The organism is Pradoshia sp. Z5_111 (assembly GCF_058267535.1).
The window spans coordinates 180,239-193,212 of the sequence record NZ_JBZCPQ010000005.1 but is presented as its reverse complement, the minus strand read 5'-3'; the positions used below and the strand labels follow the sequence as shown (position 1 = coordinate 193,212).

Annotated in this window: 10 protein-coding genes; all 10 read right to left on the bottom strand. The window is 38.2% G+C overall.

Annotation, left to right across the window (positions count from 1 at the left end; genetic code table 11):
• Nucleotides 1-21 precede the first annotated feature (21 nt).
• Nucleotides 22-360 (bottom strand): hypothetical protein, encoded by a 339-nt coding sequence (locus tag AC4D4A_RS12345; protein ID WP_490996182.1) that lies wholly within the window; start codon nt 358-360, stop codon nt 22-24.
• On the bottom strand, nt 353-1,063 hold the full coding sequence (locus AC4D4A_RS12340) for a DUF5081 family protein (protein ID WP_490996181.1): 711 nt from the start codon (nt 1,061-1,063) through the stop codon (nt 353-355). The genes AC4D4A_RS12345 and AC4D4A_RS12340 overlap by 8 nt, the downstream gene beginning before the upstream one ends.
• Entirely contained in the window at nt 1,060-1,359 is a 300-nt protein-coding gene (locus AC4D4A_RS12335; protein WP_490996180.1) for a WXG100 family type VII secretion target, read from the bottom strand. The genes AC4D4A_RS12340 and AC4D4A_RS12335 overlap by 4 nt, the downstream gene beginning before the upstream one ends.
• Nucleotides 1,359-1,733: a hypothetical protein gene (locus AC4D4A_RS12330; RefSeq protein ID WP_490996179.1), complete on the bottom strand. Its 375-nt coding sequence runs from the start codon at nt 1,731-1,733 to the stop codon at nt 1,359-1,361. The genes AC4D4A_RS12335 and AC4D4A_RS12330 overlap by 1 nt, the downstream gene beginning before the upstream one ends.
• The gene (gene essC, locus AC4D4A_RS12325; protein ID WP_490996178.1) at nt 1,726-6,264 is read right to left on the bottom strand and encodes a type VII secretion protein EssC; all 4,539 of its coding nucleotides are present in this window, start codon (nt 6,262-6,264) and stop codon (nt 1,726-1,728) included. The genes AC4D4A_RS12330 and essC overlap by 8 nt, the downstream gene beginning before the upstream one ends.
• Nucleotides 6,265-6,336: 72 nt before the next feature.
• Complete coding sequence (essB, locus tag AC4D4A_RS12320) at nt 6,337-7,698, bottom strand: type VII secretion protein EssB (RefSeq protein ID WP_490996177.1); 1,362 nt, start codon at nt 7,696-7,698, stop codon at nt 6,337-6,339.
• 29 nt (nt 7,699-7,727) lie between these two features.
• Complete coding sequence (locus AC4D4A_RS12315) at nt 7,728-7,979, bottom strand: EsaB/YukD family protein (protein ID WP_490996176.1); 252 nt, start codon at nt 7,977-7,979, stop codon at nt 7,728-7,730.
• A 14-nt stretch (nt 7,980-7,993) separates the two neighbouring features.
• Complete coding sequence (gene essA / locus AC4D4A_RS12310) at nt 7,994-8,434, bottom strand: type VII secretion protein EssA (protein ID WP_490996324.1); 441 nt, start codon at nt 8,432-8,434, stop codon at nt 7,994-7,996.
• 31 nt (nt 8,435-8,465) lie between these two features.
• Entirely contained in the window at nt 8,466-12,026 is a 3,561-nt protein-coding gene (gene esaA / locus AC4D4A_RS12305) for a type VII secretion protein EsaA (protein WP_490996175.1), read from the bottom strand.
• 145 nt (nt 12,027-12,171) lie between these two features.
• Nucleotides 12,172-12,468: a WXG100 family type VII secretion target gene (locus tag AC4D4A_RS12300; RefSeq protein ID WP_490996174.1), complete on the bottom strand. Its 297-nt coding sequence runs from the start codon at nt 12,466-12,468 to the stop codon at nt 12,172-12,174.
• Between the last annotated feature and the right edge of the window lie 506 nt (nt 12,469-12,974).

The following is a 12,974-nucleotide window of genomic DNA, read 5'->3' as shown; positions in this document are numbered from 1 at the left end:
TATATATTTAACATCCATAAACTATCCCCCGAATTTTGCCCATATTTGCTCGGCCAAGGCTGAATCTGTCTGAATCATGGTATTAAGAATATCGAATACTAGTGAGGAGGCCCGGTAATAATGATCAAATAAATCCTGTATTTTTATATTCGCCTCTGCATATACTTCCATGGCCTCTTTTGCTTTTCCATCCGTATAAAATTTGACGCTTCCGAGTTTTTCAATATTAGGTAAAGCCCTGGTTTCAATTTCTGTGAAAATTTCGTTTAAGTAGGTGATTACTTCCATCAACTCATCCGGATTCATCAGAACCATCTGACTGGAGCCTCCGCCACCATCACTCATTTGTACATTAGGCATATTCTTCACTCCTCTTATACGGGAAGTCCATTTCATCAAACAACATCTTTAAAAACCAATATTGACTGGCATGATAATATTTCTTGTTGATGATATCCACCATAATTAGCTTTTCATCCTTCTTAAAGATAAACCATTGCTGGTAGTATTTCGGGTTAAATTTGTTTTTTGGCTCTTCCTCTAAATGAAAGAGTTCAAGATTCATAAACATACTTTCCGGTTCATACTCTTCCACCTCATGTCGTTCCTGATGCAGTAATTCCTTTTGCTGAAATTTCTTTTCTTCATCCTTCGGCTCTCTCAAAATAAGTGGAATTTCATCACTTAACATTTTCAATACAATCGCCTTTGAAAGAACGCGAAGCTGATAGTGCTCGCTTTCTTCCATTTCAATTAATAAAATTAATTCATCCTGATTCTTTTCCTGAAAAGCGAACATCAAATTATTAATTCGGACATATTTTTTACTTTGATGGTACATTTCTACGGCTTGTATAATAAATGCACCGCCGCGAGTAATTTTTCCTTCAGTCGTCAAGATTTCTTTGTCTATTAATCTCTGATAGGCCTCCTGAAAGACTCCATCCCCTTTTAGCTGATAGATTTCTTTCTCAGGTAATCCAAAGAGAGCTTTTCCTCCGAAGGCTGCTGCCAATAAATACAACTCAGGTGCTGTAAATATTTTCGTTGTCTCTTCACTCATAGATTTTTTACTTCCTTCACTGAGCTATCCTTCAGAAAATCATCCAGATAGCCGTCCAGATTATTTAATGCTTTTGTTTGTTTCTTGACGGTCCCCTTCATCTCCTGATGGTACTTTTCGATGATCTCAAGATAGGTTAAAAAGGAGTCCCGGGCTTTACCGTTCCATTCCGCTTTGTTTACATAGGAGAGGAGCTGCTTACAAGTTTCATAGGTTTGGTCAATTGATTGCTCTAATGCTTTTGCAGCTGTTTTGGCTTCATTAAGCTTATCTTCATGAATAATCACTTTCCCCATTAAAATAATCCCTCCAAAAACTCTTTTTCTCTCCTCAACTGTTCTTCCGCCTCTTCTGCTGCCTTCTGCTTATAATAGAGGTACTTATCATACGCTTTCTCTTTGGCACGAACTAATGACTTCCTTTTATCCTTATCATTGTTAAAGTACTTCAGTACTTTAGCATTCAATTCTTCCCTTTTAGTGTCGAAATCATTGGATGGAATTTTCGAGTTGGAAAGATTGGGTACCGAGCCATTATAGGAATCATAAGATGAATCGGCTTTAGAAACATGCTTGTCAAAATCCGATATAGCATCCTGCAATTTGGTATATAACCTCTCATAGTCATCTCTTTTCCCTTCAGACGGTGTTCTGACCAACCAATTAAACACTTACCTTCACTTCCTCTCTTTTTTGGTAAGGAGCAGCAATTTTTATTTTCTCGGCTTTGCCGTGCTTAATAAAATATGCCTCATAAGGTAGTAAGTTTTGCTCACGGTATGGTCGATTGATCACTTCCAGGATGTTTTGATCTGTAATTCGGCCAATTAATACACCAACTTTTTGTTTTTTCATAATGGTTATAATGTCATCGTACTTTCTATCGATTGCTCCAAAGACCGCACCGAGGATAAAGTAAATACCAACTCTTCCACCGTTTTCAATTAATTTGGCAAGTGTTGTTTGATTCATCATCGACATGGTATCGACTACGAAGACTGCATCTGTAATCAAAATGACCATCGGACGGAGCGTATTCAAGAATTCTTTCCTCGTAATATTTCCTCCTGCAGCTGTCTGAGCCTGACGGAATGCGTCTTCTCTCGCTTCAAATAGTTCCTGCAATTTTTCAGTCACGGAGTCCATTTCTCCTGCTTGATCGGCATATAAATCCACTCTATCTCGATATCTTCTAAAACTGCTAGAGGCATTATCAAACATGCCTACATCAATGGCATTGTTCCGCGGAATGCCTGATAGCAATGTTAGGAATGTATTTTCAACCGAGTCCATCATATCTCCGAGAACTAATGTATTCGAATCTTTTATGACATCGATTTCAATTGGTTCCACATTTTCAAAATCAACTGCAAACGGGATTCCTCCTCTTTGGAGCATTTCCATTGATTGTTTCTTTTGAATTAATGCTTCAAATTCCATAATCTCCGGAACCATTGGAATTGGAATTGGCAGGCTTCCACTCCAACCTTTAACCATCTCGGCACTTTCCCTATGTATCTCTTCAATGATTGCCAGTGCTTCTTCACCTCGTACAGGAAGAGCCGTTTGAAAGGCAGTAGGTTGTTCCAATTTAACTAAGCCTCGTCCTGGGATTTCCTCTATCTTTAAATCTGTTTTTCCGACAATACTTCTTGTCTCTGTTTCATCAATTAAATACAAAGGAATTTGATGCTTAATATTTGCCAGTATTTGCGCACGCAATACATTTTGCCTCCCTGCGCTCACAACCATATGAACACCGACACTGACGCCTTCCCTGGCAATCTGTGTAATAATTCTCTCCATTTCCTCGCGATAAGGTGCGTCCACGATGGAGTCAAATGTATCAATCAGCATGAGAATGGTTGGAACTTCTTCTCCGCTCGCCCTCTCATACATATGTATATTTGCCACTCCATATTGGCTGAGTTTCCGTTTTCTCTCTTTTAGCTCTTTCTCTAAGCGTCTTAAAAGCTTTCCAATTTTAATCTCTTCATCAACCATAAACGTATCTGCTGCATGTGGTAAATCCTTTAGTGGAAGCAATCCATTAGTACCTAAATCAATTAAGTAGATGTGAAGCCTTTCTGGATTATGCTGCCTTGCCAGGTCCATCGCAATCGTTTGTAAAAATGTTGATTTGCCGAAACCTGGACTGGAGAATACAGCAATATGTCCATCCCTTGAAAGATTCAACCTTAACGGCTCCTGAGACTGCATTTCAGGAATATCCAGGAAACCAAACGTAACTTCGAGCGGTTTCTTCTCTTCTGTCCAAGTTTGTCGATAGTCCAGTGGATGCAGATTAGACAAGAAAATTTTCTCCTCTAACGGAGGAAGCCACGGCTTCGGTAACTCTTCAATATCATGTCGAGTGGCATAATCTCTGATATGATCCACAACGGCATCCAATTCGGTCGGCACAGTAGTAATCTCTGTCTTTTTAGATAACCCGCTTAAATCCTGAGAAATAATATCGTATTGCCCGAGTTCATTAATAGCGTAGATGGTCGCATCCATCCAATCTTCATCTGTTTTTTCAGGTGTATAGTTGGCACCGCTCCATGCACTTTGGAATAATTCATAGATTTCATTATTACCAACCTGTAAATAGGCACGTCCTGGCAAAGTTATTTCTGCCGCATCAGGTGTTTTAAGAATTTCATTGGAATCAGAGCTGTTTTGGACCTTAAGTGCCAATTTAAATTTAGAGTTGGACCAAATTTGATCGTCCACTACCCCGCTTGGTTTCTGAGTGGCCAAGATTAAATGGATTCCTAATGAACGCCCGATACGCGCAGTGGATACCAATTCCTTCATAAATTCTGGCTGTTCTGATTTTAACTCCGCAAATTCATCCGAAATTAAGAATAGATGTGGCATCGGCTCTTGTACTTCACCTAATTTGAACAACTTTTGATATTGATTAATATGGTTGACGTCATGCATCCCAAACAGTCTCTGTCTTTTTTGTAATTCTGCTTTAATAGAGGCTAATGCACGCATGGATTGTGCTCCATCCAGATTCGTGATTGTTCCCATAAGGTGAGGAAGATCTTTAAATAAATTGGCCATCCCTCCACCCTTATAGTCAATCAGCAAGAAGCCAACTTCATATGGGTGAAAATTAACTGCCAGCGAGATAATATAGGATTGTATAATTTCTGATTTACCGGAACCTGTTGTCCCTGCAACAAGACCATGTGGACCATGAGCCTTCTCATGCAAATTCAGATTGACAATATCTTCTTTCCCACGCAATCCCAGTGGTACTGCCAGGCTTTTATAGGTTTCGTTTTCCTGCCAACGCCGATGAATTTGCAAATCCTCCACTTTCTCCACACCATACATTTCAAGAAATGTAACTGCTTCCGGAATTGAATTCTTTAAGTTTTGCAAATGGTTGAGCGGTGCAAGAGCCCTGGACATATCTTCTTTATTAAAATCCTTAGGGAAATGATCTGGTTGAAAGCGCCTGTTAACGAGTTCACCTTTTTCCAGAATGATATTCCCGGTCATGGAATCCCTAATATCCACAACAGTCGTCACATGCTCAGGCAATGACTGCATAACATCCTGTACAAATACAACAGAGACCCCTAAATCGCTTGGATCTTCATTTAAATACTCCATTACAGAATGATCGAGCACCATTTTTTCATCTGTAATGAGCACAACGAATCGCGGGGAGAAGTAGATTTTCTCATTGTTATTCTTTTCATCCACCTGTAATTTTCGATCTTTAATGATTTGGTAAAGTGAATTTAAAACTTGATCACGGGTGCGCTCATGGTAAACAAATCCTCTCACATTAATTCCCTGAATGCTTGCATGGGGCAGCCAGCGCATCCAATTCCATTGATCCTTTTCTTCCTCAGGGAATATGGTGATAAACTGCACATCATGATAACTTTGAAAAAGGGCTGTTTGCATAACGAGCAATTGAAGCTGCTCGACAACGAGATGCCGCTGCCCGATATATCCAACCGGTCCATTCATCAGGGAAGTGATCAACGGTACACCCTTGATTTCTTCATACTGTGAACGGAGCTTGCGTGCTTCGTCCATTAACTCGTCCTTTTCCTGTATGAATTCCTCTACGCTTAACTCGACCTCAAAGCTAGTCTTCACATTACCGATTCCAACTCGATACATTAAAAAATCATGATGAAACATGTTTTTTTCATAGATTCTTGAATTGACATTCACAGCCATGTCTCTTATTTGTTCAATGCTTGGATAATGATAATTCAATGCATGACGCTGGTTATTACTCGCTTCATACAATTCCTTGGTTTTATTTTTCAAATAATCTCGGTAACTGACATCCCGCTCCTTTGTTTCGGCTCGGTAGTCTTTTAAGCTCTTAATATATGAAGTAATGGAAAAAATAACGGTTACAATTGTCATAGAAAGCATGACGATCAAATAAATTCCGCTTCCATTAAACATCGATACGATTACACATGCAGCAACCATGACAATCGGCGGTACAATGATACGGGCTATTTGTTCACTTGGCTTCCGCGGTTTAGGAGAGGGTCTGGCTATTTGCCGTTTATCCTCCGGTTCCCTGTAGATAATTCGCGGTGAACGGTGGTAATCTGGATAGTCAGGTGAGTAACTTAAAGGTTGTTCAAATAAACGCACTAATTTTGCTGCTTGAATTACATCATGACCAATTATCTCAATCGCGTTCTTGCCTAATTTGATTAACATCCCTTCTATATAAAGCTGATCGCCATCCTCAAGGGTGATTTCTCCATCTGCTTTTGTAAAGTTATGATAAACCGAGCCTTTCATTATACTTATCCTAAAAGGGTTAATCACTTTATCCCGGTGAAGGATAACCTCGCTCGATCCCCCACTGATTTGAATATCATCATAGTCTTTGGGCCCTATTGAAAAACTGGTTCGGCTAGATGTATCATAGAAAATCGGATTAGATAGATCTATCAGTCTCATAGAGATCTTCCCATCCCCCTCATCCGCCAGGATTAGATGCTCATCCAGCTGCAATTGTCGCCCATCCAACCAGCATGATTGACCATCCCAATCTATACACTTTGTATCCATCATTCCTGCACAAGTAATCGTATGACCGCCATCATTCCCCAGCGTGATTTTCTGAGGTACTTCCTCCGATAAGTGGCATTTATGCAATTGTTCTTTGTAGGACATCAGTAATAATCGTTGTGCCATCTATCTCTCCCTCTCTACTTACAAATAAAAATGAATTGGATACTCTACGATTGACATTCAATCGTTATCCAATTAATCTTTTGCATTATTATCAGCCTTGTCGGTTTTGCTTGCTTCCTTCTCTGGAGTTTTTTCATTTTCTTCCTTATTAACCGGTTGCTTCTCCTCACTAGGAACTTTCTCTTCCATAGGTTGTGCTTCTTCCACAGGAATAGAGCTGTCTACAGGTGTTGCCTCTTCTACAGGATCATCATTGGTCACACTCTGAGGATCAAGTCCACTTTTCTCTGCATATTCGTTTAATTGTTCCTCATATTTTTGTATCTTTTCCTCACGTTCGGTCCCGCTAAGGTCAGGATCATTCTTAGCTGCTTCAATTTGTTGAAGAAGCCCATACAATATTAATGTCGGGTCATCCACATACATGGCCAAATCCATAGATTCAGTAAAATTTCCACGTCCGTTATAAACCCAATATAATAAATAATTTTCATCACTCTTCATGCTGATGTTTTTCATGATGACTTCCTTTTGCTCCGGGCTTAACATCTTTTTTTCTGTCTGAATATAAGAATAGGCCAATATATATTTTGCGGAGTATGGTAAATCCTCTGGTTCATTGCTCTCCAGCTCAGAAATTACATTCCCATAGTCATTTGTTAAAAAATAAGTATGTGCCTGCAGTAAATGATTTTGCTCCGGTAATCTATTAAAAAACAGATAGATCAGCGGAATGATTAAAATGACAGCCACCGCAATCATGGAGAATGATAATTGTTTAAATAAACGGAACTTTTTTCGGGGTACCAGCTGCAAATTTTTTTCAGATTCTGCTTTTTCTTTTATATAATTTGCCTCCAGCAGGGTTATTAACGCCTCCAAATGCTCTGCCCCAGATATTTGTTTCTCAAAATCAGTATCTGTTGCATTATGTATAGATCCTGTATAAAGCTCATCAAAATTAAACTTTTTTGAAAACATGGCAACCGCTAAACACTTATACTGCTGAAAGAATGACGCTTCGTCCACCTCAAATGGTGGCACTAAATCCCTGATTCCGCGATGAATAATAGATGGCATCAAATTATCATCCCAAATAAGATTATCCGGGTGCATGAAAAATGTAATTCTCGTAGAAAGGAATTTATGTAAACGCGCTAGATTACATAACAAACGCAATTTATCAGTCCGATTTAAGGCCTGTACATCCTTCCAATGTTTGTCCCCCTGTTTCAAAGTATAAAAAAATGTATATGTATCATCATCCTCATCTACCTGTGCTGGTATAAAATAATCCCTATTCTCTGTCAGCAGCGAAAGATGGCGTATATCTTTCACGCGTGTTTGCGATTTTGGCATTCTCAATGCCCAGCGATCATCCAGAATAGTAAAATGAAAAGTATTGGACTCCATATGAATTTCTTTTTCTTGCATGTCCTTTAACTCCTTTAACGACCTGTTTTTTATAAAACTACCAATATATCACCATCTGTAACTGGATAATCAGATAATCGGTCATCATCCGTTAACAACAATGACTTTGCAGGTACTTTTAACGTATATAAACCTTCATTTTCAACATTAATTTCCAACGTTTCCGTTAAATTAGCCAGTAACTGTTTTACCGGTTGATGAACAGGAATTCTCAAATCATATCGTCCAAACTGTTTTTTAGTAAAATCGACTGTTACGTTAATATGAGTAACACCAGGCAACACTGCATCTCCTCTCAACTCATCATGTTTTTAACTACCGTGTATATTCCGCCACAAATGAATAAGACAATTGCTGAGAGAGAAGCCAGCAGGGTCGGTCCAATCTTTTTATCCTTTTCTTCATCCTCAGCCGCTATAATAGGTACTTCATAACTTTCGTTAAACAAAGAGACCTTTGTTTCATTAAAAGCTTTATTTGCTTCCACTTCTAAAATAAATAAAGAGTCCTTCAGATCTTCCTTTTCTTTTTCTAATTTCATTTGATTTTCTTGGATTGTCTTCCGGGTTTGTTCTTTGAACAGACCCGGAATCCTTTTTTCCAATTCGTTTTCCTCATATTGCTTCGAATCTTTTTTTACTGGTTCATCATCCTGACTAATTCTGTCCTGTTTTACATTCATATTTCCATCATGATCCAGGTCCCCTTCAGCTTGTACAGGAACACCCGCAACCAGAATTAATCCGGAAATGAGGATAAAACAGTAATTAACTAGCTTTAATCGATTCAGGATCCTCTACCTCCCTGTTTCCTGAGAATTTGTTTACCACAAATAAATTCAAAGCAATTCCCAGTACGATTCCTGCTATCAAACTAATAATGACCCATATATTTAAATCAGATCCCTTTGAAAAGGCGACAAGTAACTGTTCTATATGCTGCAATGGAGAAAACTCCTTCAATTTAGCAGCAGCAGATAATTTATCAAAATGCAATCCAAGCGCGTCCGCAAAAAACAGATACATACTGAACAGAGCTAGCAAAATAAACATTCCTGCCATTTTCAGCTGTCTTAACAGATAGGTAGCAATTACGGTCATTGAAAGCATAACGAGCGTGACCAAACCGATCCACTGAATAAAATAACTCTGCGACATATTTAAGAAATAGCCGGATAGCAAACTAATCAAAAGTCCTTCAACCAAGCCCACTCCAGCAGTCAACAGTGTGATTGGTAGATTACTGCTCCACAAAGCTCGTTCTGTCTCAAATGAGTCTTTTGAAAGTCGCTTTTTCTCATTGTTTGATAGGACATAAGCTGAGAACAAAGCCACTATGAAACAGATCAAAACCATAAAATACGGATGAAATGTCTCTTCAATTGTGATAATTCCGCCATTTTTCGTTTGAACAGGATTAGCAAGGAATTTAAGTAAATCTTCATTTTGGCGATCTCCAATCCGTGAATTGGCAAGAACACCCGCAAAGTTTTGCGCAAAGTTTTTATCATCTGATACTTTTTCGGACATATCACCAAGCAAGTTATCCGCATTTTTTACAAGAGTTACACCACTCACTTGAATGTCTTTTGCATCTTTTTCTAAATCATCAAAGGTCTGATAAACACCATCAGCTGATTCTTTATTTCCCCTTGATTGCGTTACCAGTGACTCGCTCATGTCCAATAATGATTGAAGAGCATCATCAAGAGTAAGGACCATATTCTGCTCTTCACCCTGTTTGGATATAATAGTGGATTGATTATCAAGCAAATTCAAACTCTGCTCTCTCCACTTCTCTACATCAGTAAGTGTTTTGGATAGTGAATCATTTAATACTTCGGCTTCAGCCATTGTTTTTGCGATTGAATCAGCAAGCTGCTCGGAATTTTTGCCAGCCTCGTCAACAATTGCAAGGTAAGAGTCGATTTTGGCTTTCAGTTCCGCTGTTTCTCTTTTCACTTCTGATAAAATCTGTTGTGACATATAGCCAGATAAAACATCAACTAGATCCTGTTTGTTGAACAGGTAATAGAGTGAATCTGGTGTTGCACGATCTTTAAGATTTTCGCCAGTCGATAACCAATTTGTTTCATTTCCGCTAATACCAAAGTAAATATCATAAAGCTTGGCTAAACGATAATATTCTTTTAGTGACTCATTGACGCTTTTAATTAAGGTACTCGTATTAATGGTTTTTATTGGTGACAATATCTCATGAGAAATCGTATTATTTTCAATTAAGACTGGCTCCGGTGTTGGTTCAGGATCATTGTCTGGTTGACCTGGTGTTGGATCAGTGTCTGGCTGATCACCAGATGGTGGGTCAGTACCTGGTTGGTTACCTGGTACCGGGTCAATACCCGGTTTGTCATCCGGTGTTGGGACAGTACTTGGCTGGTCACCTGGTGCTGGGTCAATGCCTGTTCCAGGTTCTGTATTACCATCGCCTGCAGTTGGGTCAGTTGTGGTATCTTCTATTGCATCAGGAGCATTGCTTTTCTCATCAGTACTTTGTTCTGCTTGTTCTTCTTTCCCTTTCACAGCAGTGGTTTGAATGATATTTAATGAAGCAGATTCAGCCGGTTGTTCAGCTGGTGGAGTACCCGGTATTTCAGTATCGGGAGCTGACTCAATAGGTTCATCAGGTGCTGGTTCAGGATTCTCCGGTGCTTCCGTTTCCGGCTCATCCTCACCGCCATTTGCATCCTCTTGGGCAATTTTCCATTTCCATTTAATCGGCTGAAAAATATCAATCTTATCTGCATCGCCTCTTAATTTAACATCCATTTTTACTTTAAAAGTGCCTTTAATAGATCTTGGCAAATAAACACTGCCATCCTCGCCCGGTGAATAATTTTTTGGAAATCTACCCGGTAATTTGAGAGTTAACGTCTCCAGTGAAAACCCATCCGGCAAGGTAATAGTGAATTTCTGATCTTTTTTTCGATTGGCAGGTATCTCAACTTCATCCGTTAATGTAATACCATTTTGTCTTAAATCATCCTTAATTGAATTGATCTTATCAATTAATGGAAGGTTTCCACTTGATGGGTTAGGGGTAGGATTAAACTCAGATATATATTTATTAGTTATATAAATAATATCTTTCAATTGCTTTGATGCCTCATCATCTAATGTTAAATCGTCAATTTGTCCGGCATCTAATGTTGGTATTCTCAGAATTTGATTTGCGATGGCTGCTTGCATATTCGAATTGGGCACATCAAAGAAAGTGGACATACTTACTGTCTCATTAGAGTTTTCTTTAATTGTTTTACTCAAATCTTCTTTTACTTGCTGTTTTAGTTTTTCATCCTCTGTATTTAATGTAGCTAGTAATTCATCATTAAAAATCCCCAACTGCTCTTGAGTGCTAGCCAAATGGTTCTTGATAGCTGTTGACTCTGTCAGTATATTGGCAGCTGCATTCATTTCATCCTGCTTGAACTGATCGTTAATCTTTTGGTTAGCTGATACTAAATTTGTAAATTGAGCAATGACATCCCCGCTGTTCATGGTTTGGTCTAATTGACTTAATTGATTTCCAAAATCAGCTGCCATCGTGCCATTTGTTTCATTCAATTGTGCGAATTGCGTGTATTGATCATAGTAGGTCTGGTTAGCTTGTACGCCATTTCCGAGGGTATCCTCAAATGATGCAAGGATTTCTTCTAGTCCTTCAAAACTTGTTTTTGAGGCTACGGCTCCACTCTGAATTACATCAAACTGTGAGGTATAATTGCTGAGAGGGTTATGAATAGAGCGATTAAAAATGCCTGTATAATGTTCTTCTTGGTCCACTACTTTTTTAACATTGTCCTGCGCTTCCTGCAGATTTCCGATTACACTTGCAAAATAAACATCTATGATTTGTTTATTAAAATTATTTAAAATTGAGCTGGCAGTTTTCTCCGCCTTTTCTTTAATAATTGTATTTTCCGAGGCATTAATCTTATAATTCAGTGTCACTTTTTCTGGAGATTTAGAATCTATACTGAGTGCTTTTTCAGTAAAGTCATTGGGAATAACAATCATCATATTATACGCATTTCGTTTAATACCACTTTCCGCTACTCCACGACTGACAACATACCAATTATGAGTATTCTCTTTTTCTATACTTTTAACAAATTCACTGCCAAAATCATATTTTCTTTCATTTAAAATGGACCCCTCGTCCTCATTTACAAGGGCAATCGTCATTTTTTCCTCTGCTTTTTTTTCATCAATCTGTGAAGTTTGGACCAAGCCAAGGTATGAGATAGCTCCCGTTAATGCAATGATTAATGCAAGAAACAGCAAAAATCCCTTTTCTATCTTATTCATGCCAACACCCCTGATTATTTCTTTTATGTACAATGTCTAATCATTTTATCTTTCTATAAAGATAGGATCCTATTAGATGAGCAAAAGCCACACAAATATAAGCGTGGCCTTTGCACCCAGGAATCATAAAAATACTGGAAACAACTTATTGAAGACCGAAGTTTCTAGCCAATTGCTCGTCATGTTGTCTAACAGCTTCAGCTGTGTTATCCAATTGAGTATTAATCTCCTGTAAAAGGGTCGCAAAATTTTGAACCTTTGGAGCAAGCTGATTAAATTGTTCATCAAACTTACCGAATGCTTGACCTTCCCACTCAGCAGCCAAGTCTCTTTGGACATTTGTTAAATCCCTTAAAATTTGCTCGATTTGCTGCGAGCTGTTTCCATACATTTTTGCTCTTTGTTTCAGTTGCTCTGGGGTCATACGAATTTGTCCTGACATTAACTAAACACTCCTTTTCATTTTCCTTATATTTTTTCTAAGTATGGGTACTGAGAGAAAGGCACACTGCTACTTTTGTATAAGAAACCAGAAAAATGGCACAACATCCTCAGCATTTACAAATATACCCATACTTTTTACAATTTTAACCTCAAATGACAAATATTTTATAAAAAATCCAAAAAATCATTCTAAATGACTAGCATATTTTTTGGGAATTTGAATTTACCTAATTAAAAATAGGTCTTTTTGACTAATTCATAACAAAAAAGGCAGGATATTTAGCTAGTGATCAAGACTTTTTTTGCTATTTACTTTAGGGATTAATGAGGAAATTATCCTCTTTTATCTATTAGAATAGGTCCATTCGCTATAATAGAAATCTATCCATAACATTACAAAAAGACCTATTCTCATAGAGTAAGATCTTCCGGCTATAAACATTTCATCATAATCAGATTTCATCTGACCTAGATTTTTATAAACCCTCACTTTATTTGATGTCG

What these genes read in the sequence shown, in the direction of transcription:
- AC4D4A_RS12340 (WP_490996181.1), bottom strand. Translation starts at nt 1,063, where the DNA reads ATGAGTGAAGAGACAACGAAAATATTTACAGCACCTGAGTTGTATTTA.
- AC4D4A_RS12345 (WP_490996182.1), bottom strand. Translation starts at nt 360, where the DNA reads ATGCCTAATGTACAAATGAGTGATGGTGGCGGAGGCTCCAGTCAGATG.
- essC (WP_490996178.1), bottom strand. Translation starts at nt 6,264, where the DNA reads ATGGCACAACGATTATTACTGATGTCCTACAAAGAACAATTGCATAAA.
- AC4D4A_RS12335 (WP_490996180.1), bottom strand. Translation starts at nt 1,359, where the DNA reads ATGGGGAAAGTGATTATTCATGAAGATAAGCTTAATGAAGCCAAAACA.
- AC4D4A_RS12300 (WP_490996174.1), bottom strand. Translation starts at nt 12,468, where the DNA reads ATGTCAGGACAAATTCGTATGACCCCAGAGCAACTGAAACAAAGAGCA.
- esaA (WP_490996175.1), bottom strand. Translation starts at nt 12,026, where the DNA reads ATGAATAAGATAGAAAAGGGATTTTTGCTGTTTCTTGCATTAATCATT.
- essB (WP_490996177.1), bottom strand. Translation starts at nt 7,698, where the DNA reads ATGCAAGAAAAAGAAATTCATATGGAGTCCAATACTTTTCATTTTACT.